Here is a 24,803-nt window from a genome sequence, read left to right on the forward strand (position 1 = left end):
CATTCTCTTAAGAATTGTGGCATAACTCAAAGTATGTCTCGCAAAGGAAACTGTTATGACAATGCCGTTATTGAAAATTTCTTCGGTATCATGAAATCGGAATTTCTGTATCGAAAAGAATTTGAAAGTATAACACATTTCAAACAAGAATTAGCAAAGTATATAGAATACTATAATCATAAAAGAATTAAGGCAAAATTAAAGGGTATGAGCCCAGTACAATACCGGGCTCATACCCTAGAGGCTGCCTAATGAAACGACCTGTCTAACTTTCGGGGGTCACTTCACACCCTGAACGGCTTTTCTTATTAAGTTAAATCACGTTTTAAAAACACAGTATATGAAATACATAAAAATACGAACAAATAAAGTAACAACATACATGATGCAAACGGGAATGTTACTCCATCAATAAAACTTCCATTCTTTGAAATACTATATAAATCTGTGTTTGCTGGCAATAAATATTTCGCCCAGTTATATCTAGTGGCTGCTAATAGCGCAATATTGCCTGATAAAGCAAGGAATAGTGAAATACCAATTGCACCTCCACTAGATCTTGTTAACACAGAAATCATAAATGCAAACGATGCGTACACAACCGTTGGTAACCACGATAAAACATAATATTTACTTGCTTCTACAAAAATGTTTTGTTTTATTATATTTCCATCTTGGAAAATAAACTCACTCCATGCAGGCTGTTGGAATTTATAAATAACAAGTCCACATAAAGCGGAGAAGATCATATTAAATATAAATAATAAAGCTGCAAATATAACAATTGCTAAAAATTTTGCTGTTAAAATTTTAAAGCGACTCGCTGGTCGTATCGTTAAAAATTTATATGTTCCCCAGCTATATTCATTCGCAAAAATTGTACTTGCATACACGAGGATAAATGGGAGCAAAATTGGAAATACGATAAAACCTGTATCTCTCATGAAAGAAAGTGGAGAACTGCTTGCCGGTGCTGTATCCGTATCTAAATGCTTCATCTTAAGCTGGTATTCTTTTACAAGCTCATCCCCTGATTTTTCTGCTAAAATAGCTTCTTTTTTCATGCCAAGCTTTTTCTCAATTTCTACAGTTCGTTCTGTATAATCTACTTTCCATCCTTTTGTTTCCGGTTCAAAATACTTTACCGTAACCCATCCTAATCCGATTATTAATGCTGCAATAACTGCAAATGGAATAATCGTTCGCTTCCGCTTAAATATTTTATACAGTTCGTTATATACTAAATTAAACAATATCTTTTCCCCCTGTTAATTCTAAAAATTGCTCTTCTAACGTTTTTCTTTCTTCATATACACGATACACTTGAATATTTTTCTCAAGCAATGTACGAATAACATTTGGGATTTCTTCATCTTTTACATTAATAAGTAATTCATTATCTTTTACTAAAACATCATGCCCTAATATTTCTGCTGCTTTATTCGCATCATCTACACGTATACGGATCGTCTCCATCTCTTCGCTTTGGCTATGCTGAATATTTTGCGTAGCCACATATTCCCCGTGCTGAATAATGATAACTCTGTCACACATTAATTCAACTTCTGAAAGTAAGTGACTTGATACAAGTACAGCTTTTCCTTGTTCATGTGCAATTTTTTTTATGTACATTCTCATTTCATGTATTCCACTAGGGTCTAATCCATTTGTCGGTTCATCTAGTATCAACACGTCTGGATCGTGAATAAGTGCCTGAGCGATTCCTAAACGTTGTCTCATGCCGAGTGAATACGCTTTTACTTTGCGATCAATTACTTGTCCCATCCCTAACAATTTCACTACTTCATCGATACGTTCTTCGGTCACATTACCATTCATTCGTCCGAAATATGTTAAATTTTCATAGCCGCTCAAAAAAGGATAAAATTCAGGTGTCTCAATTACCGCTCCAATTTTCGCAGCTGTTTTTTCGAATTGCTGTTTCACAGATTGACCATCAATCCATACTTCACCTTCTGTCATACGGATCATACCAACCATCATTCTCATTAAAGTCGTTTTTCCAGCACCGTTTGGTCCGAGTAAACCGACAACCTCGCCTTTTTTCACTTCAAAACTAATATTTTGTACAAGTGTCTTTGATCCGATTCGCTTCGTTAACCGATCGACTTTTACAATTGATTGTTCATTTGTCATTCTATACAACCTTTCCTTCCCATTCTTTGTCAGGTCTTTTCACTGTAACATGATTATTTTTATGTGTAAAATAGAAAAAAGCATGATTTCTCATGCCCTTTCTTTAAACCGCAACGAATTTTCATCTTTTAAATTTCGAACAAATCGATAACATTGCATCATCGATATTAAAACGACAGTCATCATAATTACACTAATAATTACAACTGCATATATTGTAATTGGCGCACTATTTATTCCTTGTATCCCTGCGATTTTCATAAAGATAACCGTGAATAATTTCAAAAATAGCATCCCATTAATTAATCCAAAAACAAATGCTGCTCCATAAATGAATAATTGCTCCTGACATAATACACATAGTACCTCTTTTCTTTTCATATTTTCTGCTACATAAGATATAAACTCCTCCCTCCTCACATGCAAAAGGGAGTACATCATTTTATATGTAGTAAAAATACATATGAAAATTAGTACAATAAAAAGTGTGTAAAAGTACATTTGAAATACAAATGCATCCCCTACTTTCAAAATAGCTCCTTCATTAAATTGTAACGATATCATAAAAAACAAAATCATAGTACTCATAGCAATCCACATAAATTGCTTTATCCTTTTGGTAGCAAATGTTATAATATTTTTTCTCGCTAACCGACATAAAGACATAAAATTCTTCCCCTACCTTATTACATACGCATTCTATACTACTAGTGTATAAAAATATGACATTTTAAACATCGCACTACAATCGGAATTTCTTCTAAGTCTTTAGTCCTAGAAAACGAAATGATAAAAAATCACATTTAGAATATAATTGTAAAAAGGAGGAGGTTGCATGCGTATAAAATTACTATCAATCTTGTGTTTATTATTACTCACAAGTTGTAGCCAAATAAAAAACAATGAAGTTGCCATTGTTGAGCCATACAAATTAACAAAAGAGCAAGCTTCTATTTTACAAATGACTCCTTTTCAAGAAGGAAATAGCATATTTTATAACGTTACGCTTAAAAATGATAAAGATGAAATAAATGCTACAATTGATTATTATAACAATGGTAAGAAAACAAAAGAAATTGCTAATATAGCTACCTCACATTTTTCAAAAAAGAAAGTAAAGCTTTCTTTTTTACCACCACATTTCCAATTTGATAAAGATATACAAGAAAAAAAGGCAGTGGTATCTGAATATTGAAGGTGGTTCAACACTTGTTCCTGAAGAAGCGCCACCAAGCGTAAATAGCTCTGCAACTACTACAATCCAATCTATAAAAAATTTAAAATACAATCAAAAAACAACTTTAGCTGCTGTAATCCAAACCAGTCAAGAAACTGTAAGCGTCCCTACAATTGACGAAGAAAAGGGTATTGATTTACTCTTAAAAGAAAATGAACACGTTTATCTATTTAGTATCGAGCTAAAAAAAGAACAATAAAGCGGAAATGCAACTTAAGTTGCATTTCCGCTTTATTGTTTAATAAGGTGTACTTTTATGGATTTGAATCAAATCCATTTTCTGTTACTACTATTACTCATCTTCTACTTCTATTCTTTTCTTCTCTCTTGCAATTTTTAAAAACTCTAGCAGCTCTGGATTACTATTCATTTTTTTGTAAGCCACTGACATTTCTGCAACGAAATTAGAATCATATAACTCTTTATATACAACTTCTGTTTTATATAACTTATTTGCCGACACGGGTATTACTGTAATTCCAATCCCTGCTGCTACAAGCCCCATAACTGTTTGATACTCTGTTGCTTCTTGTACAATACGTGGACTAAATCCAACTTCTCTACAAAGAGATAAAATTGTATCATACAAAGCTGGCCATACTGGTCTCGTAATAAATACAAACGGCTCATCTCGTAAATCTTCTATATGTATTTCATCTTTCTCTGCAAGTGGATGTGCCTTTGGTAAACACAAAGTGCAAGATAACCTTTGAATTGGCTCTAATTCTAATAATTGCGTTGGAATTGGTGGACGTAAAAAGCCAATATCGATACGGTTATCATGAAGTGCATGAACTTGATCTGGTGTTGACAATTCATGTAATGCAACAGACACTCTCGGAAATTTCTTTCTATATTCCCTAACAATTGATGGTAAAATATCATATATCGCCGCACCTACAAAACCAATTGAAAGTGATCCTACTTCTCCCCTTTGTGCACTTTGTGCAACTTCTACTGCTTTTTCAATTTGTTCAAACGCCTTTTTTACTTCTTTTAAAAACATTTCTCCTGCTTCTGTTAGTTCAACCTTTCTTTTCGTTCTTGAAAATAATGTAACTCCCATTTCTTTTTCTAATTGCTGTATTTGTTGACTAAGTGGTGGTTGTGTCATTTGTAAACGAGCAGCCGCCCGTCCAAAGTGTAACTCTTCTGCCACAACAACAAAATATTGCAAATGCCGTAATTCCATTTTTGGACACCCTTTTCACTTTCGATTAATATGTCTTATATATTAATAACATATAATTTATATATTAGACAAATATTTTGAATGAACGTATAGTAGAAATTGTTAATTCTTTTTTACAATTTTTATGTAACAAAAGAAAGAGGTGGTTACTGTATGAAATGGTGGAAGTTAAGCGGACAAATTTTATTACTATTTTGTTTCGCTTGGACAGGTGAATGGATTGCAAAACAGGCACACCTCCCAGTTCCAGGAAGTATAATCGGTATTTTCTTATTATTAATTTCATTAAAATTTAACCTAGTTAAAAAAGAATGGATACAGGACGGAGCAGATTTTTTATTAAAAGAACTTATTTTATTTTTCATCCCTTCTGCAGTCGCTGTCATACGTTACAGAGATACACTAACACAATATGGAATCGATCTCATTTTAATTATTATGATTAGCACTCTTTGCGTTACCTTAGTTACAGGACTTTTAACAGAATTGCTACTAAAGCGGAAAGGATCAACGCAATGATCGGATTTCTTTGTTTACTATTAACACTATTCACATATTGGCTATCAAAAAAAATGTATCAACGCTGGAATTGGAGTCTACTTTCTCCTCTTCTCATCTGTCCCATTATTTTAATTGCTTTATTGCTCGGATTAGATACACCTTATGAAACATATGAATCTGGTGGTCATTGGTTAACTGAATTATTAAAACCCGCAACAGTTGCTTTTGCATGGCCAATCTATAAATACTTTGATTTATTAAAGAAACATGGAATGGCTATCTTACTTAATGTCATTGTCGGTTCGTTTTTATCAGTCATTACTTCAGCACTACTAGCAAATTATTTTCAAATTGATTCATCACTAGAACATAGTTTAGCGCCACATATCGTTACAACACCAATCGCAATGGCTATTTCAGAAATGATTGGTGGCATGTCACAATTAACTGCTGTATTTGTCGTTTTAACTGCCTTAACAGGAGCATTGCTCGGTCCTTCTCTCATACGTATTTGCCGTATTAAAACAGCAATCGCAAAAGGTATTATGTTAGGAACGAGCGCAAATGGAACCGGTACATCAAAAGCATTCGAAATCGGTCCTGTGGAAGGAACAATCGCAAGTTTATCCATGCTTTTAACAGCAGGCGCTAGTTTAGTTATCGTTCCGCTTTTCTTGTCTTGGATACATTAAAGAAGCAAGTATTTACATACTTGCTTCTTTATCTATATATTGGCACAGCAATTCATAATCCTCTGGAAAAGCTAAACACAATTGTTCAACTTCATGTATCCCTTTCCAAGCAATTTCATGTATTAACTCATCAGGATCTTGGATTTTCATATTACCGCCTATTTGTTTAACAAAATAATAATGGACATACACTGGAACACCGTATGTAATACCCTCTTTTTCATATATTTTATTTACAACTTCCACATTGTAACCTGTTTCTTCCCAAACTTCCCTAATACAACATTCTTCTAGTGTCTCTCCCTTTTCAAGTCCTCCACTTGGGACAGACCACCTTTTTTCTTCTCCCTCTTTGCCCTGCAATACCATTAAAACTTCATTTTTTTCATTTACACATACCGCTGCACTACCTATCCATCTCTCCATAAACATCCCTCCCCTACTAAAATTCGCCTTCTTTATTATTTTCCCCTTGAAAAAAAGAGGAAAATAATAAAACAATGACGAAAAGTTACATCAACTTCATAGACAATCCCTTCTTAGAAATTAAAACTGGAAGGATGAAAATATGATTTCTAATTATGTTGTGGAATGTGTCTTTTGTGAAGAAAATCGAAAACCTCGCCAAGCTATTGTCACAGTTCCCGCCACTACTCAGCTACTAGCCCTTGAAAAAGTGCGCGCGGAATGCAAACGTCGCTTCGGAAAAACTGTATTATTGCAAACAGAAATTAAAGAAGAAATAATTTTCGAACAAAAAGAAAGCTGACCATCAATTGGTCAGCTTTCTTATCCGATCATATTTTCACATGAAGATTAGGGGCATCCTCTTTAAGGATCGGGATTTTCCCATTATGTACGTTCCATAATGGTCATCGAACAATATATTTCTATACAATTAACTATTGAATAGAATAGGGCAAAACTTGTTCGCATTTTTAGAAAAGGGATAGGGATATAATTCAAGTAGTACTTCGAATACTCGAACTTTACACTCATAATATTAAAACAAATCCTTTTATATGGGAAATATGAATTACCTACATAATTCATTCGTAAAATATATTAATAGTTTGCTATATTAATTTTATCCCGCTATTTGTAAGCAGTAACCCCCTACTTATTATAATTTCACCTTATTCCATCAATAGCATACATCCAGCTAAAACCGGTGTCATAATCATCGAAAACCTCAAAAGCATTCGCGGTGCATAATTTGTAAACTTCGCGCCAATATATGCCCCTAACATGGTCCCAATTAATACTTGCAATAACAATATATAATCTAAATATCCTTCCGAACTATATCCTAGCCCACCTCCAATTGCAATCGGTAATATAACAAGCATCGTTGTCCCTACAGATTGCTGAATCGTTAGTCTCAATAGAACCATTAATCCAAGCTGAATAAACGGTGCAGAACCAATCCCAAATGAACCAGCCATCATTCCAGTAACTAATCCAAGGCATATACATTTCAACAAGTAGTTCATGGAAAACTCTTTATGCTTATATAAAGATGACTGTTCTTTGTTTTGGAACATAATTAATTTAATAAACATAAAAATTGCCGATAAAAATAACATCCCAGCTGTAAACCAATGAAGAAGATGTGCTGGTATAAGTGAACCAAATTTAGAACCAATATAAGAGCCAATTGCGCCAAATCCTCCAACAATCCCGCCTATAATAAATGCAACATTGCCTTCACGGTAATGACTGACAACACCTGATAATGTCGTAAATGCCATTGCAGTTAAAGATGTTGCAAGAGCAACATGAATAGGAATATGAAATACTAAAGTGAGTATCGCGATAATAAACCCAGCTCCTCCAGCTCCAACAAATCCTAATAAAATACCCATTACTAACATTGTTATAATAATTGCCACAGACTTTCCCTCCAGTAACACAATTATCCATCATATTTATCCTTACATACAAATAAAAAGCATCCTAGACGGATGCTTTTTATTTCAAAAATATGTACTTAATCTTGATTAATCAAAATAACCGCTGGACCAGCGACCACTACTCCAGCTACTTCTATTTTTTCAAATTCCTTTACTGTAATAGATATAACTCCTTCTCTTTCCATCAATTCTTTACTCAGGACATCAGTCGGGATTGCTTTCACCGTCTTACCTCCTTTTCATTTATACAATATGATAAAGTAAAACTTTAATGAGTGGGGTTTTTGTCCGTACTTATTAATTATTACCCCTCACCAATCGGACTAATAATCACCCAATGCATCTATATATATGCATCACCTCCGCTTTCATTCCTTATTCCACTCAAAAACCTTCTCCCCCTTCCGTGACATATTGAAAAATAAAAAAGAAGCTATAACATATAGCTTCCCTCTACGTTTCTTTAATCTTTATGCACCGTATATTCCATGACTTTTCCATCTCTATCAAATTGGAAAACAAGCTGTTCGCTATCTATTGGAATAAAGCCACGTTCAGTCCCAAGATAATACAAAGTGGTAACTCCTTCTTCCCCACTTCTCGTTTCCGTTGGAGCTCCTAACAATTGTATAATTTCTTCATTTGATTTCCCTATTAATTTATATTTTTGTAATAGATCATCTACCATATATACCCGCTTATCTGCATGATTTAACCATCTATTTTGATTAAACTTTGATGTATATTCATTTACCCTTAGTTGTACAGTGCACACTATTAATGGTATGAGTGCTACTATTAAAACCCCCAACATTTGCTTCTTTTCTTCATTACGATTTTTAGAAACATATAAAATAGCCCTTTGAATCATGACTAATAAAACAAATGGTATGAATACTACAAAAATGCTCCTTACACTTAAGGGTATATGGACCATATCAATGACGAATATAAATAGAATGTACATTACTATATACAAACAAAAATAGACATACAAAATGCCACGTAGCATAGCGTTCAGAAAGATCTCCCCTTTTAACTCACTATATAATTCATCCGGCTAATCATTTCTCGAATCTGTTCTAATTCTTGCACTGTATATACTACTTTCCCTGCTAAGATTTCATTTCTGAAGAACGTTACAATTTGCTCCCGATTTTTTAATCTAGGTGTTTCCTCACTAGAAAGATCTATTATTTCTTTTCCATTTTCATTATAAAAATATACAACTGGTTTTACCTTTTCTTTTATACTATTAGCCTGCATTTCTTTCAAACAATTGTATAAAATTTGAGATAGTTTCTTCGCCTTATATACTGGATTTCCTTCATTTTTCACTTGTATAGTTGACGAATCTTTACCTACTATATATTCAAATGTCTCTTCTTTTTCAACTTCTTGTTGATACTTACCCATTTCATCAATCATAAATGAATATATACCAGCATTTTCTTTCGTTAAACCATGAATTAATTTCTCTTCCCATTCTTTCGTCTCAAGTAGATAAATACCAGTTTTGCACAAGATGAGATGATGGATTCGATTATCGTTTATTTCACTATTATTTTTAATAAAAACATTCGGCATGATTTGAATTTCAGCATCTAATATGATGCCTTGCTCTATGAATCCTCGCTTCATATAATGTAATGTTTCGTACGTATTCATTTCAGCACCGTTTTTAGTATATTCTCGTAAATTTGCAATTAATTTTTGAAACATATGTATTTCGTTATTATGTTTATTTTGTATTTCACTACGTTCTTTACTATGCTGCATAGCTAATTGATTTTTCATCATACGCATATTTTCAATTTCTCTATTTGCACTTACTTGTAAATCATTGTATTTTTTCTGTTCCATATTTTTTAAATTATTTTGTTGTTCTTTATGCTCTATCACTGTAGCTGCAATTTCATTTTTATACGTTTCAATCGCTTGTTTCTTTTCAAATTCTACTTGCTGACTCTCTGATTCTAACTGTTTATTTTTATAAAACAGCACAAATGCTACAGCTAATAATATTAAAATCGCACCTATTAGCACATAATTCATATTTTTACTCCTTTATTTCATTTTCAATTATTTTTTATAAATATATCTACTATAGTATACTATGGTTTCGATATAGACTTTGTAAAAGTTGTATATTTTTAATAAAAGGCACCTCTGACGGGGCACCTTTTATTTTCACTCTATTGTACACCATACTGAATATAACTCGGATCGTAGTATATCCATTGATTTGTCCCTAAGCAAAGCCATCCATCTTGCTTACTCCACACTCGATACGATTCACCCTGATGTAACTGTCTTATAACATTTCCATTTAATGATGGAGCATCACGCAAATTTACATTATCACCAGTAATAGTCGCCACATAATGTTTATACTGAATATAACTCGGATCATTATATACCCACTGATTTGTCCCTAAACAAAGCCATCCATCTTGTTCTCCCCAAACTTCATATGTTTCGCCACGATTCAATTGGCGAATTACACTAGACTGTAAAGATGGTCCACTTCTCAAATTCACATTATCTCCATTAATTATAGCAACCCCGTACACTGGAGTTGCATTATTAGGCGTGGAAACATTACCTCCACCACTTGCTCCATTCCCTTTTAAAGCTTCTAATGAAACTGCAGCTGATACATCACAATTTCCTACGCCTGAAATTTGTCCAGAATCTGTGTACTGCCACGCTGTCCACGCTGTCCATCCACCAGCATCAGCAGGCGGTGTACTCGAGTATTTAGCAATCCAAAGCGGTATATCACTTAATCCGCTAATTCCGAACTCATTAATATACCAAACTCCTGTATATAACATTACATCTTTTCCAGTAGCCTGTTTCACATAATTTATGAAGCTTCTTGCCCAATTCGATATAGCGTTACCAGTTAAATTACTGTTGCTCGGATCTGTTGGTGATTCTAAATCCAGAACTGGCATTAAGTCTGTCTGGTTATTTTGTAATATACCCACAAAATATTTCGCCTCTGAAATTGCATCATTTTGTTCTGGGCGTGCAAAATGGTATGCACCAATTAATACATTCGCATTTCGTGCTGCTTGTACATTCTTAGTAAAAGTAGGATCAATGTAGTTTACACCTTCTGTCGCTTTTGCATACGCTGCTGGAATTCCAGATGCCTTCACTGCATTCCAATCAATATTCCCTTCCCAATGAGACACATCAATAAACGTAACATTTGAACTTGATCTGTTTTGCATATAAAATCTCCTATCAATTTTTTTACTTCGTATACATACAATATGTACAAGTTTCATAAGAGGACACAACATTTATGCTATAGAAACAAAGAGTAAACGTATGTTGTATACAAAATAAAAAAGACCTTGTATTACAAGGCCTTTTGCAAACTCACTTTATTTTGTAGCAAGTACATATTATAATACAAACCTTGCTCACTTAGTAATTCTTGATGTGTTCCTCTTTCTACTATCTCTCCATCATGCATCACAAAAATTTGATCTGCATCTTGAATTGTAGATAACCTATGCGCAATGGCTATCGTCGTTCTACCTTTTCGCATTTGTTGCAACGCTGTTTGAATAGCCTCTTCTGTTTCTGTATCGATATTAGCTGTTGCTTCATCTAATACTAATACTTTCGGATTCGTTGCTATCGTTCTAGCAAAAGCAATTAATTGTCGTTGACCGCTTGAAAATGCTGCACCTCTTTCTACTACTTCTGTTTCATACTGTTTTGGTAACTTTTCAATAAACGTATTTGCTTGCACAAATCGAGCAGCTTCTTTTACTTCTTCATCCGTAATTTCTTCATTATACATACGAATATTTTGCTTTACATTTCCAGCAAATAAAAATGCATCTTGCAATACGAGTCCTATTTTCTTTCTAATTTCTCGTTCTTCAAATTTTTCTAAATCTACACCGTCTATTACAATATTTCCTGACTTAATATTATAAAATCGCATTAACAAATTCATAATCGTACTTTTTCCGCTACCAGTATGCCCAACAAAAGCAACCGTTTGCCCTTGTTTCACGTGAAATGATACATTTTTTAAAACGTCACGCTTTCCATCATATGAAAAAGTAACATTTTTAAATTCAATATCCCCATCCACAACTTGAGGATTCTCATTGCCTTTTTGAACCGGTGCTAAATCTTTCTCGTCCATTAAATGAAATACACGTGATGACGAAACAAGTGCCTGTTGGAAAAAGGACAATTTCATCATCATCTCATTTACAGGTTGGAAGAAACGATGTATATAGTTAACAAAAGCATATAAAACTCCTACTTCAACAGGGCTCTTTAAAGCATCAATCCCAAATAAACCTAGTACTAACGCAATAGCTACAATATGCACTAAATCCGTAGCTGGTCGTAAAAGTAATGCGTCTAACTTCAAAGTACGTCGCCCTGCACTATAATGTTTATTATTCACTTCTTCAAACTCTTTTCTCATACGTTTTTCTTGTCTGAACACTTGAACAATATTCATTCCTTGTATGGACTCGTTCAACTTTGCATTTAACACGCTTAGTTGATTACGTACTTCTAAATAAAAAGCTGCACTTTTCCGGCGATATAATACCATAATCGCAAACATTATCGGAATTAATACGAGAGAAAATAGCGCTAATTTTACATCTAATAAAAACATCGCTACTAAAATACCTACTAAAAAGACTACATTTTTCACAAATGTTGATAATACACTAACATAAAAATCTTTAATCGCTTCCGTATCATTTGTTATACGCGATACAAGTGTACCAATCGGCGTACGATCAAAGAAACTTAATGACAGCTTTTGAACATGTTCATATACCTCAACTCGCATATCTTGAACAATCTTAAAAGCAATGTTCTGAAAGTACAATAGATTTAAATACGTAAATAATACTTTTAATAAATGAGCAACTATGTAAATTACAAATAAAGTAACGAGCGCTGATCGTTCAAAATCCCGCGGTACTAGGTGTTCATCGAGGAATTGTTTAATTAAAAAAGGACCCATCATTTCCGTTACTGTCGCACCAACTAAAAAGATAAATGCTAAAGATAGCAACCCTTTATATGGCTTCATATAGGAAAGCAATCTACTTAAATCACTTCGCTTCTTCTCTACCATCATACGCCTCCTTTCTCGACTAAAGCTTCTAATTGCTGGCTTTCATACATTTCCTTATACCAGCCGTTTTCCTTCATTAATTCCTCATGTGTACCTCTTTGTACAATTCTACCTTCATCAACAACAAGAATAAGATTGGCATGCTGAATTGCACTTAATCGGTGTGCAGTAATAATCGTCGTTTTCCCTGCTCTTTCCCTCTTTAAGGCACTTAAAATCGTCTCTTCTGTTTTTGCATCTACTGCTGATAAACAATCATCCAAAATTAAAATTTCAGCATTTGTTAATAAAGCACGAGCAATAGAGATTCGCTGTTTTTGACCACCAGATAACGAAACACCTCTTTCCCCTACTACTGTTTCATATCCTTCTGAAAATTGGAGGATGTCATTATGAATACAAGCAATCTCTGCAGCTTGGGTAATTTCATTATTTGTAGCATCCGCCTTTCCAAAGGCAATATTCTCACCAATACTTGCTGAGAATAAAAAATGATCTTGCGGCACGTATGAAATGGCAGAACGGACACCATGAAGTGTTATATCTCGAATATCTCGCTCCCCAATTTTTAATTCACCATTAAAATGATCATACTCACGGATTAAACATTTTAATAAAGTTGTTTTCCCTGCGCCTGTACGTCCTACAACTCCTAGCGTTTCGCCCTTCTTCAAATCAAAGTGAATATCGTTTAAATGTAACAATTCATTTTTCTTATACGAAAATGAATCAACGGCAAACGAAACATTACCGCTCGCTATTGTCTGTACAGCATTTTCGCTATTTACTACATCTGATTTTTGTGAAAGAATTTTTTCTACACGGTCATATGAAGCACGCCCACGCTCCATAATATTGAATAACCATCCAAACGCTAACATTGGCCAAACGAGGGTACCTAAATATGTCGTAAATGTAACGAGATCACCTACTGTTAATTCACCTCTTACAACTAATACCGATCCATAACATACTGCGATTAAAAAAGAAAATCCAACGATAAGAGAGATTGTCGGATCAAATAACGAATCAATACGTGCAACTAACACATTTTTATGTACAACATCTTCTGATTTTCTTCGAAACGCCTGCAAATCTTCTTTCTCTTGTCCAAGCGAGCGAATCACTTTCATTCCACTCATACTCTCTTGCACTTTATCATTGATTTCCGAAAACGATTGCTGTGCTTTATGAAACCTTTTATGTAATAAAGTTCCATAATAATTTGTCGAAATAGCTACAATCGGCATTGGAATTAAACTTAATAATGTTAACTTCCAGCTAATTGTAAAACCCATCGCTACGAGTACACATCCTCCGACAGCTAATGAGTCAACAAGCGTCAAAACACCTGCTCCAGCAGTTTGCTGGATCGCTTGAATATCATTGGTCGCATGTGCCATTAAATCACCTGTTCGATTTGACTGATAGAAAGATGGACTCATCTTTGTAAAATGTTCATATAAATTTTTTCGTAATTGGCGAGCTAATTTTAATGAAGACCCGAAAATCATAATACGCCATATGTAACGTAATATGTACATCGTAATGCCTACAATTACTAATAGTACAACCCATTTTAGTAACTTATCGGTCGTCAATGTTCCATCATTAATTTCATCTACAACGATTCCAATTACTTTTGGTGCTACAAGTTCTAAAAGTGCAACGCCAAACAATAAAATAATTCCAGTTATGTACGCTCGTTTTTCTTGTTTAAAAAACCACGCTAAATTCATAAACACTTTCATTTTTTTCCTCCTCCCTTAAAATGAGCGATGTTTTCAGTTTACCAAAAATACAGAATTTTTAAAAGTTTTAAAAACTATAACTAACAAAAAGAAAGACACTCTTAGCGAGTGTCTTTTAGCGCTTATTTCATTTGCTGCTTGTTCATTGCGCTCATCATTTGATTGATTTTCTTTTGGGAAGGTTTTTGTCCCATTTGCATCATCATCATTTTTAACATTTGTTCGTTAATTGGTGGATTTTTTTGTAAGTAATTCATCATATATTTGCGGGCAATGAAAAATCCTAACGCCACGCCTGCTACTAGTGCTACTACGCCCACTAGAATACCTAACCAAATTGGCATATATTTTCCTCCTTCATGTTGTCTACCTTACAGTGTACTAAAACCTTTTCAATAAGACAAGATACAATTCGACATTTTTTACACATATGTTCGTACTTGTTTTAGAGGATTCAGCCATCCGTACTTTGTATTTTCATAATCCATAGCTAAAAATGTTAATTCACACTTTCTTAACACCTCAAAGAATGTTGTTTCCATAGAGACATTTCCAGAGGTATTCATACGAATATAGTGCGGTTTCACCATTATTTCGCCGTACTCCGCTCCCGTATAAAGTGTATGTGTATGATGTGTTCTATCATATTTACCAAGAACGCGCAAAGCTTGTTCTAATTTATGATGAATTTTCATTACTTGCAATGGCATCGTTATATACATCATTTGCTTATATAACACTTTTTTCTCCGAAAGGGACCCAGATTCTGAAAATCGAGCAAATAAATCAAAAAACAAATATTCACGACCAAAATAAGCTTTCGCAATATCCTCTTGAATTAAATACAATTCATACGTTTTCATTTTTCCACTCCCAATCTGGACAACCTTTTCTCTTCATTATATATAAGAAAATTTGCAATGATTGTCTGACTGCGGAGAGATAAAAAACTTTTTCTGTCGAAAAAACTCATTTACATAAAAAAACCTCTCCATGCCGGAGAGATTTTTCTGAAATCATTAAAGCATTTCTTTTACTTTACGAACAACGTTCTCTACAGTAAATCCATACTCTTCCATAATTTTCTCACCAGGAGCAGAAGCACCGAATGTATCGATACCTAACACATCTCCTTCAAGACCTACGTAACGGTGCCATCCGAATGTAGCACCCATTTCGATTGCGAAACGTTTTGTTACTGCTTTTGGTAATACAGATTCTTTGTACTCTGCAGTTTGAGCTTCGAAGCGATCCATAGATGGCATGCTGACAACCGCTGCGTCAACGCCGTCTACTGCTAATGCTTTTTGAGCTTCAACAGCTAGGCTTACTTCAGATCCAGTTGCAAGTAAGATTACATCAGCCGTTTCTTTCTTGCTTGCAGAAACTACATATGCACCTTTTGCTACTTTTTCATACGTATCATCTTTTGCACCTTCTAATGTTGGAAGGTCTTGACGAGTTAATACTAAAGCAGTTGGTTTGTTTGTAGATTCTAAAGCAAGTCTCCAAGCTGCAACAGATTCGTTACCATCAGCAGGACGGATAACAGAAACGTTTGGCATTGCACGAAGCGCTGCTAATTGCTCGATTGGTTCATGTGTTGGACCATCTTCACCAACAGCGATACTGTCATGTGTGAATACATACGTTACTGGCAATTGCATTAATGCTGCAAGGCGAATTGCTGGACGTAAGTAATCAGAGAATACGAAGAACGTACCACCGTAAGTTTTTAAACCACCATGTAGTGCAATACCGTTCATTGCTGCACCCATTGCGAACTCACGTACACCGTACCAAATGTTTTTACCGCTGTAATCATCTCTTGTAAAGTCTTTTTCGTTATTCATGTATGTTTTGTTAGAACCAGCAAGGTCAGCAGATCCACCGAAGAATGATGGTACAGACTCTGCAATTGCATTAATTACAGCACCAGAAGAATTACGAGTTGCTGCTTTTGATCCTAATTCATAAGTTGGTAGGTTTTGCTCCCAACCTTCTGGAAGTTGACCGTTCATTGCTGCTTGGAATTCGTTTGCTAATTCTGGGTATGCTTGTGCATATTCACCTAGCATCGTGTTCCACTCAGCTTGCGCAGTTTCACCAACATCTTGTACTGTTTTACGGAAGTTGTCATATACTTCTTCTGCTACGTGGAAGTCTTGCTCAGCAGTCCAAGCATATGCTTCTTTCGTTAATTTCGTTTCTTCTACACCAAGTGGAGAACCATGTGAAGCTGATTTTCCTGATTTGTTTGGAGAACCGAAACCAATTGTCGTTCTTACTTCAATTAGCGTTGGGCGTTTTTCGTCAGCTTTCGCTTCTTCAATTGCTTTCGCGATTGCTTCAATATCGTTTCCATCCTCAACACGGATTACTTGCCATCCGTATGCTTTGTAACGATCTTCTACACTTTCAGAGAATGAACGATTTAAATCGCCATCTAATGAAATATCGTTTGAATCATAAAGCACAACAAGACGACCTAATTGTAAATGAGCAGCTAATGAAGATGCTTCAGCAGAAACGCCCTCCATTAAATCTCCATCACCACAAATAGCGTATGTATAATGATCTACTACACTATACGCATCACGGTTATATTTAGCAGCTAAATGTCTTTCAGCCATTGCCATACCTACAGCAGTTGCAATACCTTGTCCAAGTGGACCAGTTGTTGCATCTACACCAGCTGTATGACCGTACTCAGGATGTCCTGGAGTTTTGCTTCCCCATTGACGGAAGTTCTTTAAGTCATCCATTGTTACATCATAACCAGATAGGTGAAGTAGGCTGTATAATAACATTGAACCATGACCTGCAGATAATACGAAACGATCACGGTTAAACCACGTTGGGTTATTTGGATTGTGTTTCATAAATTGAGTCCATAATGTATAAGCCATTGGTGCTGCACCCATTGGCATTCCTGGGTGACCAGAGTTTGCTTTTTCAATCGCATCGATGGATAATGTGCGAATCGTGTTGATAGAAAGTTGTTCGATTGAATGTGACATGCTATTCTTCCCTTCGCTTATATTAGTAAACGTTTTATACATTTATATGATAGCTTCCCACGCAAGATTATACAACATGTATCGACAAATATGTTGATATTTTTTTAATTTTTTATAAAAAAATCAATGTTTCCGGGAATGTATGGGCATTCAATATGACATACTTTTTCATTATTTTTATTTTAAAAAGAAAGAGAATTATCTGTATATTTATACAAATTTCTTCTATACTTACTTTTTTAAATACGTTTTTAAAAACATAAAAAAGCATCTAACTTCGATGCTTTTCAAATAAGTTAAACAATCCGTTTCCGAATCGAACTTGAAATCAAATCAATTATAATTACCATTAAAATAATACCTAATAAAATAATCCCAACACGAGACCAATTCCGTGAACTCAGCGCAAAAATTAAAGGTGTACCAATCCCTCCTGCTCCAATAACCCCTAAAATCGCAGCGGATCGTACATTAATTTCAAATCTGTATAACGTATACGATAGAAAATCTGGTAACACTTGTGGTAACACTGCATACCAAAGTATTTGAAAACGGTTTGCTCCTGTTGCTAGCAACGCTTCCGTCGGTCCTTTATCTATGTTTTCAATTCCTTCTGAATATAGTTTCCCTAACATTCCAATAGAATGTAATCCTAAAGCTAATACTCCTGCAAAAGAGCCTGGACCAACAGCTTTTATAAATAAAAGAGCCATAACTAATTCAGGAAACGTACGAACAAAACTAAGTACAAATTTCCCAGATCCTGAAGTTAATTTTCCACTACTCATATTCGTTGCCGCCCAAAAGGCAAACGGAACAGATAAAAATGCAGAAATAAATGTACCTAATATCGCAATTGCCAACGTATCAATTAATCCATGTAATAAATCTTCACCATCTGGCAAAGATACATACGACCAGTCTGGATTTAATATCCCTGTCATAATCGCTTTCGTAATTTCACCTGCTGTGTCCTTTATCCCTTCTAATGGTACTCCTGAAAAGGCCCATACATATACAACTGTAAGTGCTATTAAAATAATCCAGCGATATATACTCGGTTTCTTCGTTTTTTGCACAATCATCGTCGTTCTATTCATTATAGTTTCTCCCGCAACAATGTACTAATGTAGTCAATTAACAAAACAACAATAAGGGTATAGATAATTATAGAAGCAGTTTGTTGATATTGTAAAAATCCAAGTGTACGATCATAATATAGTCCAATACCACCTGCTCCTACTAAACCTAGGACAGCCGCTGCACGTACATTCACCTCAAATGTATATAGTACATAGGAAACAAAGTGTGCTTTTACTTGTGGAATGACTCCATAAACAATCCATTGTACCTTAGTAGCCCCTACAGCTGTCATCGCTTCTAGTGGGCCAGGGTCAATTGATTCAATTGATTCATACAACAATTTCGCTACAAGTCCAATTGAAAAAAAAGTAAGAGCCAAAATACCTGGAAGTGGCCCAATTCCAAAAATCGCTACGAAAATAGCCGCTAATAATAAATCTGGTATTGTTCGTATAAAATTTAAAATCATTCGAGCTAGACTGTATAAAAATGTGTTAGTAAACACATTACTTGCTGCAAACAATGCAAGTGGAATAGCTAAAATCGCTCCTAAGGTCGTCCCAATAATCGCCATACGTATTGTATCTAACATCGCTGTTGTAATAACTTGAAAATAACTCCAATCAGGTGGCACCATTTCTTTCAATAGATCTACCATATTTGGAAAACCGCCTACCAGTTTTGAAAATGATGCATCTACTTGTACACTACTACTCCACAGCATTAAAATAACTAAAATAAACGTTAACATATGTTTCAATTTACTCGGCGGCTTCGGTATTTCATTTGAATATATCGTCACCTCATTCATTTTACTGCCACCTCTAATAATTCGCTTTTCTGAGCAACGTCCCCATAAATTTCAGCAAATTTTTCATCCGTTGCTTCTTCTACTAAACCGTCAAAAACAATTTCTCCTGCATGTAATCCGATAATGCGTGTCGCATATTGTCTAGCCAAATCAATAGAATGTAAATTTACAATTGTCGTGATTCCAAAATCTTCATTAATTTTTTTCAAATCATCTAGCACTTGCTTTGTCGTAAGTGGATCTAACGATGCAACAGGCTCATCTGCCAATATGATTTTTGCTTCTTGCGCCAATGCTCTAGCTATCGATACACGTTGCTGTTGTCCTCCTGATAATTCATCAGCACGTGCATATGCTTTTTCTAAAATATTCACTCTTTTTAACGCTTGAAATGCGAGCTCCACATCTTCTTTCGGAAACAAACCTAACGTTGTACGTAATGTGGAATGATATCCAACACGACCAGCTAATACATTTTTTAATACTGTTGATCGCTTTACAAGGTTAAAACTTTGGAAGATCATACCGATATCCCGGCGCATACGCCTTAATCCTTTTCCTTTCGCAGAAGTAATAGACTCACCTTCAATAATGATTTCTCCTTCGGTAATCTCATGAAGACGATTTACGGATCTGAGAAGTGTAGATTTTCCAGCTCCGGATAATCCGACCATTACAATAAACTCACCTTTTTGAATCTTTAAATTTATATTATTCAATCCCTTTGTGCCATTCGGATACATTTTGGAAACATTTCGAAACTCTATCACACATCTTACCTACCTTCTATGTATTCAAAACGGCAAACTAACTGAAAACATCCCCTTTCAGCTAGCTGCCATTTCCATATGTATTATTGCGTTTTTACTTTCTTCCCATATTCACGAACGATGTCAAATTTACTATCATCAGATTTAACATATCCTTCATGTGAATATACTTCTTTAATGATTTTGTGACCTTCCTCATTCTTTCCAATTTCAATGAAAGCATCTTGTAATTTCTTGCTCCACTCTGCATCTAAATCAGATCGTACAGAAATTGTATCGTTCGGAATTTTCTCAGTAAATTTCACTATTTTCGTTTGATCAAATATATTCGGATAATCTTTTTTTACAATATTACGAGCATCTTGGAATACAACAGCCGCATCTACGTCACCATTTAAAAGAGCAATAAGCGACTGATCGTGACCTTTTAATGTAACAGGTTTCACATCTTTTAACGGATCAATTCCCTCTTTTAATAGAACAGCTGCAGGCCACACATATCCCGCTGATGACGTTACATCTTGATAGCCAATTTTTTTACCTTTTAAATCTTTTACACTATTAATATTTGAATCTTTCTTAACAACAAACTCAGATTTATAAAAGTCTACTAAATCCTTTGTAGGGGCTCCCGTTTCATCATCTACTCCAAAACGTTGTGCTTGTAAAATTACATTTGCAGCCTTCTTTTCATGTGCTAATACGTACGCTGTTGGCGGTAAAAATCCTACATCTACTTGTTTAGATGCCATCGCTTCTACAATTGTATTGTAGTTCGTTGAAATACTAACTTTTACTGGAATATTTAACTTATCACTTAATAGCTTCTCAAGCGGTTTTGCCTTCGCCTCTAACGTATCTGCATTTTGAGAAGGAACAAATTGAACATTTAAAGTCTTCGGTACATACCCTTTTTTCGTATCTTCATTTTTACTTGATTCCTTCGTTCCACAGCCACTTAATAATCCCGCTGCTAGTACAACTGTTGTGCTCATTGCAAAAACTTTTTTCAACATATTAATGCCTCCATTTTTCATTGTTATAAAATAACCTTTCATAAACATGAAGAAATATATCACATATTTTTACAAATAATTGATTATTTACAGAATCTTTACACATTCTATACACTCACATTAAAATTCTCTTCACATATTTGATATGATGAATTGGAAGATAACAATAGAAAAGGTGAGTCATATTGGAACAAAATCAAACTGTAACTTTAAACATCTTATTAACAAGCGATATACATGGCACTGTTTATCCTATTCACTACCAAGATAACTCCCCAGCAGAACTTGGTTTAGCTAAAATTTCTACTCTTATAAAAAAAGAACGTTCCCAAAATACAAACGTTCTTTTAATTGATAATGGCGACTTTATTCAAGGAACACCATTTACTTATCACTATGTTACATACGAAAAAAACAAAAAAAACCCAATGTCCTTATTAGCGAATTACTTACAGTATGACGCTGCAATTATCGGCAATCATGAATTTAATTACGGGATGGATATATTAAATAATGCTGTGACTACTGCGAACTTCCCGTACCTATCAGCAAACATTTTAGATAAAAACAGTAAAAAACCTTATTTCGGGAAACCATATGTAATAAAACATATTGAATCAAATATAAAAATTGCTATTTTAGGGGTAACAACACATTACATACCAAATTGGGAACAGTCCCATCACATTAAAGATTTACTATTTGAAGATGCATTAAAGACTACAAAAGAATGGGTTTCTTATATTCGCAAACATGAGAAACCAGATTTACTAGTCGTAGCGTATCACGGGGGAGTTGAACGAGATTTACAAACCGGGGTACCGACTGAAGTGTTAACAGGAGAAAACCAAGGATATGCAATGTGCCATGAAATTGAAGGCATAGATATCTTATTAACAGGCCACCAACACCGGGAAATTTCTCACACAATGGCTAACGGTGTAACAATTTTACAGACCGGATGCAATGGACACTCAGTTGGAAAAGTAAAAGTAACATTCGAAAAAACGAAACATAAATGGGTGAAAAAAGAGAGTTCTTCTGAATTATTATCTGTACAAGGATTTGAGGCGGACCAAGATGTACTTTCATTGGTAGCCGATTACGAAAAGAAAACACAAAAGTGGCTTGATCAACCTATTGGAATCATTCAAGGGGACATGCAAATTTCAGATGCTATGCAAACTCGTTTGCATGATCATCCTTTTATAGAATTCATAAATAAAATACAGATGAATATAGCTAATGTATCAATTTCTTGTACAAGTTTGTTCCATAATACATCTCCAGGTTTCCCGGAACATGTAACAATGCGTGATATCGTTTCTAATTATATTTATCCAAACACATTAAAAGTAATTAAAATAACTGGAGCAGATATAAAAAATGCTCTTGAACTCTCTGCTTCTTATTTCACATTAAAAACAGATGGATCAATCACCGTAAGTCCTACCTACATAGAACCAAAGCCACAACATTATAATTATGATATGTGGGAAGGGATTTCATACGTATTAAACATTTCAAAACCAATTGGTGAAAGAGTAGAATCTTTACAGCATAACAGTGCTCCTCTTAATATGAATGAAGAATATGACGTTGTAATGAATAATTATCGTGCAAGTGGCGGGGGAAATTTCTTTATGTTTCAAAACAAACCAGTAGTAAAAGATATACCCACAGATATGTCTGAACTTATCGCTAATTATATATTGGAACATAAAACGATAGAAGCAACAGTTAATAACAACTGGAAAGTTATTAAATAACGATTTTTACAAATAAAAAAGATGGGCTTCGCCCATCTTTTAATTTAATTTTGCATTATCTTGCTTTTTTAAAGCTTTTAATTTCGTCGGTGTAACATCTGTACCTTCTTCGTTAACAACTTTAATACCTTTAAGTTCGTTTAACATATTTTGACGAAATCCTTTTAAATATTGTTCACGTAGCGATTGACGCTCACGTTGCTCTTCTTCAGTTAAACCTTCAGCTTTTGCTTTTTTCGCTAAGAAGTTAATGCGTTCAACGAGTTCGTGATTAATCATCTCGAATCCCCCTTCTAATCAAAACTGATTATTATCATACAATAGTTACTCTTCTTTATCAAGCAATTGCTTCGTATACTCTACATATCTACGATGTACAGTCGCCTTTGAAACATTATGACCAAATCCACGTAATGTTGCTGCAATTTCTTCAAACGTGAGTTCACTTTTTCGCAAACGTACAATTTCCTCAATTGGCACTTCTTTTTTCTCTCTTCCTACACTTAAATGACGATTTTTTAAATTTTTTTCTGGACGATAACCTTTTTCTACTGCACGTTGCATACCTCGTTTAATTTTCATATTATGAATCTTTCTTTGATATTCTTCAACAATACCAATAATATCTAATACCATCGAATCAGAATCCGACAATTGTAATTCACCATTATGTGTATGCGTATATACTTTTATGCCTTCTTTATGTAAACAATGCATTAACGCGATCTTCGCATTTCCTCTACCAAGACGCGTTTCATCTTGTATAAGTAACACATCAATTTGTTCGTCTCGAATTGTATCCAACACCTCTAATATACCGTCACGTTCAATTGTATATCCACTAGCCTGCTCTTCAATCACCTTAGTAACATTCATTTGATAGCGCTCAGCTAAATGCAATAATTCATCTTTTTGACGTAATAATGATGTTTCTTGCGCTTCTTTCGTTGTACTCACACGTGCATAAATAATTGCATTCATTTTGAACCCCTCTTTCTCCCTATTATTTCCCTATAGTGTAACATAAATCTGCCATTTGTTCGAACTTATGTTTGTAGAATGTTTTTTCACATGTTATACTTATTAATAAGAAAAATGAAAGAAAACGAGGTGTTAGAAAACATGGAAAAGTTAACGAAACGCCAGCAAGACATTCTCGACTTTATTAAGCTAAAAGTACAAGAAAAAGGATATCCACCTTCCGTACGTGAAATTGGTCAAGCAGTCGGCCTCGCTTCTAGTTCTACAGTGCACGGACATTTATCACGATTAGAAGAAAAAGGATACATTCGACGCGATCCAACAAAACCACGTGCCATTGAAATTTTAGGTGAAGACCGAATGGATACGGAAACACAATCTGTTATTCAAGTTCCAATTGTCGGAAAAGTTACTGCTGGTTTACCAATTACAGCGGTCGAAAGCGTAGAGGAACATTTCCCACTTCCAGCTAGTATTGTTGCTGGAGCAGACCAAGTGTTCATGTTACGTATTTCTGGAGATAGTATGATTGAAGCTGGTATTTTCGATGGAGATTTAGTTGTTGTTCGCCAACAACAGTCTGCATATAATGGTGAAATTGTAGTCGCTTTAACAGAAGATAATGAAGCAACTGTTAAACGTTTCTATAAAGAAAAAGACCATTTCCGTCTACAACCAGAAAATTCTTCATTAGAACCTATCATTTTAAAACAAGTGTCAGTTATCGGGAAAGTAATTGGCGTATATCGTGATTTACATTAAAAATAAAAAAA

Annotated in this window: 27 protein-coding genes and 1 pseudogene; 7 read left to right on the forward strand and 21 right to left on the reverse strand. The window is 34.6% G+C overall.

Annotated features, from left to right (window positions below; translation table 11 throughout):
- Positions 1-252, forward strand: a 252-nt coding sequence (locus tag D1166_RS17300; RefSeq protein WP_141530432.1) for an IS3 family transposase, incomplete at its 5' end; no start/stop codon positions are given.
- A gap of 56 nt (positions 253-308) precedes the next feature.
- On the opposite strand, the gene D1166_RS17305 is transcribed toward D1166_RS17300, so the two are convergent.
- The 3 genes from D1166_RS17305 to D1166_RS17315 form a co-directional block, all read right to left on the reverse strand.
- Entirely contained in the window at positions 309-1,253 is a 945-nt protein-coding gene (locus D1166_RS17305; RefSeq protein ID WP_097856688.1) for an ABC transporter permease, read from the reverse strand.
- On the reverse strand, positions 1,246-2,157 hold the full coding sequence (locus D1166_RS17310; RefSeq protein WP_000180622.1) for an ABC transporter ATP-binding protein: 912 nt from the start codon (positions 2,155-2,157) through the stop codon (positions 1,246-1,248). Before D1166_RS17310 ends, D1166_RS17305 begins: the two co-directional genes overlap by 8 nt.
- Positions 2,158-2,247: 90 nt before the next feature.
- The gene (locus tag D1166_RS17315) at positions 2,248-2,823 is read right to left on the reverse strand and encodes an FtsX-like permease family protein (RefSeq protein WP_097856687.1); all 576 of its coding nucleotides are present in this window, start codon (positions 2,821-2,823) and stop codon (positions 2,248-2,250) included.
- Between the two features lie 169 nt (positions 2,824-2,992).
- Here D1166_RS17315 and D1166_RS17320 point away from each other — a divergent pair.
- Positions 2,993-3,593: pseudogene (locus D1166_RS17320) on the forward strand (histidine kinase).
- A gap of 93 nt (positions 3,594-3,686) precedes the next feature.
- Here D1166_RS17320 and alsR read toward each other — a convergent pair.
- A complete protein-coding gene (alsR, locus tag D1166_RS17325) occupies positions 3,687-4,586 on the reverse strand; it encodes an acetoin biosynthesis transcriptional regulator AlsR (protein WP_000423234.1) in 900 nt (299 codons plus the stop codon).
- 153 nt (positions 4,587-4,739) lie between these two features.
- Between alsR and D1166_RS17330 the strand changes: the two genes are divergently transcribed.
- Together D1166_RS17330 and D1166_RS17335 are read left to right on the forward strand one after the other, a co-directional pair.
- Entirely contained in the window at positions 4,740-5,105 is a 366-nt protein-coding gene (locus D1166_RS17330; protein WP_000872365.1) for a CidA/LrgA family holin-like protein, read from the forward strand.
- Entirely contained in the window at positions 5,102-5,779 is a 678-nt protein-coding gene (locus D1166_RS17335; RefSeq protein ID WP_097856686.1) for an LrgB family protein, read from the forward strand. Before D1166_RS17330 ends, D1166_RS17335 begins: the two co-directional genes overlap by 4 nt.
- Positions 5,780-5,791: 12 nt before the next feature.
- On the opposite strand, the gene D1166_RS17340 is transcribed toward D1166_RS17335, so the two are convergent.
- Positions 5,792-6,205, reverse strand: a complete 414-nt coding sequence (locus D1166_RS17340) for an NUDIX hydrolase (RefSeq protein ID WP_000442975.1) — start codon at positions 6,203-6,205, stop codon at positions 5,792-5,794.
- 142 nt (positions 6,206-6,347) lie between these two features.
- Here D1166_RS17340 and D1166_RS17345 point away from each other — a divergent pair, with 142 nt between their 5' ends.
- Positions 6,348-6,548, forward strand: a complete 201-nt coding sequence (locus D1166_RS17345) for a DUF3903 domain-containing protein (protein WP_000625226.1) — start codon at positions 6,348-6,350, stop codon at positions 6,546-6,548.
- Positions 6,549-6,915: 367 nt separating this feature from the next.
- Here D1166_RS17345 and D1166_RS17350 read toward each other — a convergent pair whose 3' ends face one another.
- The 14 genes from D1166_RS17350 to D1166_RS17415 form a co-directional block, all read right to left on the reverse strand.
- Positions 6,916-7,671 (reverse strand): sulfite exporter TauE/SafE family protein, encoded by a 756-nt coding sequence (locus D1166_RS17350; protein WP_000974654.1) that lies wholly within the window; start codon positions 7,669-7,671, stop codon positions 6,916-6,918.
- 98 nt (positions 7,672-7,769) lie between these two features.
- Entirely contained in the window at positions 7,770-7,916 is a 147-nt protein-coding gene (locus D1166_RS17355; protein ID WP_000644411.1) for a BC1881 family protein, read from the reverse strand.
- Positions 7,917-8,155: 239 nt separating this feature from the next.
- Positions 8,156-8,704: a hypothetical protein gene (locus tag D1166_RS17360; protein ID WP_097856685.1), complete on the reverse strand. Its 549-nt coding sequence runs from the start codon at positions 8,702-8,704 to the stop codon at positions 8,156-8,158.
- 23 nt (positions 8,705-8,727) lie between these two features.
- A complete protein-coding gene (locus tag D1166_RS17365) occupies positions 8,728-9,747 on the reverse strand; it encodes an NERD domain-containing protein (protein ID WP_001110268.1) in 1,020 nt (339 codons plus the stop codon).
- Between the two features lie 140 nt (positions 9,748-9,887).
- Entirely contained in the window at positions 9,888-10,934 is a 1,047-nt protein-coding gene (locus D1166_RS17370) for a GH25 family lysozyme (protein WP_097856684.1), read from the reverse strand.
- A 131-nt stretch (positions 10,935-11,065) separates the two neighbouring features.
- Positions 11,066-12,829 carry an ABC transporter ATP-binding protein gene (locus D1166_RS17375; protein WP_000229522.1) on the reverse strand — a complete coding sequence of 588 codons (1,764 nt, stop codon included), beginning with the start codon at positions 12,827-12,829 and terminating at the stop codon, positions 11,066-11,068.
- Positions 12,829-14,580: an ABC transporter ATP-binding protein gene (locus tag D1166_RS17380; protein WP_118043363.1), complete on the reverse strand. Its 1,752-nt coding sequence runs from the start codon at positions 14,578-14,580 to the stop codon at positions 12,829-12,831. Before D1166_RS17380 ends, D1166_RS17375 begins: the two co-directional genes overlap by 1 nt.
- A gap of 122 nt (positions 14,581-14,702) precedes the next feature.
- Positions 14,703-14,924 (reverse strand): YneF family protein, encoded by a 222-nt coding sequence (locus D1166_RS17385; protein ID WP_001123317.1) that lies wholly within the window; start codon positions 14,922-14,924, stop codon positions 14,703-14,705.
- A gap of 78 nt (positions 14,925-15,002) precedes the next feature.
- Positions 15,003-15,443: a sporulation inhibitor of replication protein SirA gene (gene sirA, locus D1166_RS17390; RefSeq protein WP_000860645.1), complete on the reverse strand. Its 441-nt coding sequence runs from the start codon at positions 15,441-15,443 to the stop codon at positions 15,003-15,005.
- Between the two features lie 156 nt (positions 15,444-15,599).
- Entirely contained in the window at positions 15,600-17,600 is a 2,001-nt protein-coding gene (gene tkt / locus D1166_RS17395; RefSeq protein ID WP_000019782.1) for a transketolase, read from the reverse strand.
- A 296-nt stretch (positions 17,601-17,896) separates the two neighbouring features.
- Positions 17,897-18,700 (reverse strand): phosphonate ABC transporter, permease protein PhnE, encoded by an 804-nt coding sequence (gene phnE, locus D1166_RS17400; RefSeq protein WP_097856683.1) that lies wholly within the window; start codon positions 18,698-18,700, stop codon positions 17,897-17,899.
- Positions 18,700-19,494 (reverse strand): phosphonate ABC transporter, permease protein PhnE, encoded by a 795-nt coding sequence (gene phnE, locus D1166_RS17405; protein ID WP_097856682.1) that lies wholly within the window; start codon positions 19,492-19,494, stop codon positions 18,700-18,702. Before phnE (D1166_RS17405) ends, phnE (D1166_RS17400) begins: the two co-directional genes overlap by 1 nt.
- Positions 19,491-20,264 carry a phosphonate ABC transporter ATP-binding protein gene (gene phnC, locus D1166_RS17410; RefSeq protein WP_000569232.1) on the reverse strand — a complete coding sequence of 258 codons (774 nt, stop codon included), beginning with the start codon at positions 20,262-20,264 and terminating at the stop codon, positions 19,491-19,493. The genes phnE (D1166_RS17405) and phnC overlap by 4 nt, the downstream gene beginning before the upstream one ends.
- Positions 20,265-20,347: 83 nt before the next feature.
- Positions 20,348-21,280: a phosphate/phosphite/phosphonate ABC transporter substrate-binding protein gene (locus D1166_RS17415; protein WP_000915077.1), complete on the reverse strand. Its 933-nt coding sequence runs from the start codon at positions 21,278-21,280 to the stop codon at positions 20,348-20,350.
- 185 nt (positions 21,281-21,465) lie between these two features.
- On the opposite strand from D1166_RS17415, the gene D1166_RS17420 reads away from it, so the two are divergent.
- The gene (locus D1166_RS17420; RefSeq protein WP_087967684.1) at positions 21,466-23,049 is read left to right on the forward strand and encodes a bifunctional metallophosphatase/5'-nucleotidase; all 1,584 of its coding nucleotides are present in this window, start codon (positions 21,466-21,468) and stop codon (positions 23,047-23,049) included.
- Positions 23,050-23,088: 39 nt separating this feature from the next.
- Here D1166_RS17420 and D1166_RS17425 read toward each other — a convergent pair whose 3' ends face one another.
- Entirely contained in the window at positions 23,089-23,328 is a 240-nt protein-coding gene (locus tag D1166_RS17425; RefSeq protein ID WP_000607015.1) for a DUF896 domain-containing protein, read from the reverse strand.
- A 45-nt stretch (positions 23,329-23,373) separates the two neighbouring features.
- On the reverse strand, positions 23,374-24,030 hold the full coding sequence (locus D1166_RS17430) for a YneB family resolvase-like protein (protein WP_000991472.1): 657 nt from the start codon (positions 24,028-24,030) through the stop codon (positions 23,374-23,376).
- Between the two features lie 141 nt (positions 24,031-24,171).
- Between D1166_RS17430 and lexA the strand changes: the two genes are divergently transcribed.
- The gene (gene lexA, locus D1166_RS17435) at positions 24,172-24,792 is read left to right on the forward strand and encodes a transcriptional repressor LexA (protein ID WP_000413738.1); all 621 of its coding nucleotides are present in this window, start codon (positions 24,172-24,174) and stop codon (positions 24,790-24,792) included.
- Positions 24,793-24,803 lie beyond the last annotated feature (11 nt).

This window comes from Bacillus sp. ISO11 (assembly GCF_003458115.1).
Taxonomy (GTDB): Bacteria; Bacillota; Bacilli; order Bacillales; family Bacillaceae_G; genus Bacillus_A; species Bacillus_A cereus.

What these genes read in the sequence shown, in the direction of transcription:
- D1166_RS17310 (WP_000180622.1), bottom strand. Translation starts at nt 2,157, where the DNA reads ATGACAAATGAACAATCAATTGTAAAAGTCGATCGGTTAACGAAGCGA.
- D1166_RS17315 (WP_097856687.1), bottom strand. Translation starts at nt 2,823, where the DNA reads ATGTCTTTATGTCGGTTAGCGAGAAAAAATATTATAACATTTGCTACC.
- alsR (WP_000423234.1), bottom strand. Translation starts at nt 4,586, where the DNA reads ATGGAATTACGGCATTTGCAATATTTTGTTGTTGTGGCAGAAGAGTTA.
- D1166_RS17330 (WP_000872365.1), top strand. Translation starts at nt 4,740, where the DNA reads ATGAAATGGTGGAAGTTAAGCGGACAAATTTTATTACTATTTTGTTTC.
- D1166_RS17335 (WP_097856686.1), top strand. Translation starts at nt 5,102, where the DNA reads ATGATCGGATTTCTTTGTTTACTATTAACACTATTCACATATTGGCTA.
- D1166_RS17340 (WP_000442975.1), bottom strand. Translation starts at nt 6,205, where the DNA reads ATGGAGAGATGGATAGGTAGTGCAGCGGTATGTGTAAATGAAAAAAAT.
- D1166_RS17345 (WP_000625226.1), top strand. Translation starts at nt 6,348, where the DNA reads ATGATTTCTAATTATGTTGTGGAATGTGTCTTTTGTGAAGAAAATCGA.
- D1166_RS17360 (WP_097856685.1), bottom strand. Translation starts at nt 8,704, where the DNA reads ATGCTACGTGGCATTTTGTATGTCTATTTTTGTTTGTATATAGTAATG.
- D1166_RS17365 (WP_001110268.1), bottom strand. Translation starts at nt 9,747, where the DNA reads ATGAATTATGTGCTAATAGGTGCGATTTTAATATTATTAGCTGTAGCA.
- D1166_RS17370 (WP_097856684.1), bottom strand. Translation starts at nt 10,934, where the DNA reads ATGCAAAACAGATCAAGTTCAAATGTTACGTTTATTGATGTGTCTCAT.
- D1166_RS17375 (WP_000229522.1), bottom strand. Translation starts at nt 12,829, where the DNA reads ATGGTAGAGAAGAAGCGAAGTGATTTAAGTAGATTGCTTTCCTATATG.
- D1166_RS17380 (WP_118043363.1), bottom strand. Translation starts at nt 14,580, where the DNA reads ATGAAAGTGTTTATGAATTTAGCGTGGTTTTTTAAACAAGAAAAACGA.
- D1166_RS17385 (WP_001123317.1), bottom strand. Translation starts at nt 14,924, where the DNA reads ATGCCAATTTGGTTAGGTATTCTAGTGGGCGTAGTAGCACTAGTAGCA.
- sirA (WP_000860645.1), bottom strand. Translation starts at nt 15,443, where the DNA reads ATGAAAACGTATGAATTGTATTTAATTCAAGAGGATATTGCGAAAGCT.
- tkt (WP_000019782.1), bottom strand. Translation starts at nt 17,600, where the DNA reads ATGTCACATTCAATCGAACAACTTTCTATCAACACGATTCGCACATTA.
- phnE (WP_097856683.1), bottom strand. Translation starts at nt 18,700, where the DNA reads ATGAATAGAACGACGATGATTGTGCAAAAAACGAAGAAACCGAGTATA.
- phnE (WP_097856682.1), bottom strand. Translation starts at nt 19,494, where the DNA reads ATGAATGAGGTGACGATATATTCAAATGAAATACCGAAGCCGCCGAGT.
- D1166_RS17415 (WP_000915077.1), bottom strand. Translation starts at nt 21,280, where the DNA reads ATGTTGAAAAAAGTTTTTGCAATGAGCACAACAGTTGTACTAGCAGCG.
- D1166_RS17425 (WP_000607015.1), bottom strand. Translation starts at nt 23,328, where the DNA reads ATGATTAATCACGAACTCGTTGAACGCATTAACTTCTTAGCGAAAAAA.
- D1166_RS17430 (WP_000991472.1), bottom strand. Translation starts at nt 24,030, where the DNA reads ATGAATGCAATTATTTATGCACGTGTGAGTACAACGAAAGAAGCGCAA.
- lexA (WP_000413738.1), top strand. Translation starts at nt 24,172, where the DNA reads ATGGAAAAGTTAACGAAACGCCAGCAAGACATTCTCGACTTTATTAAG.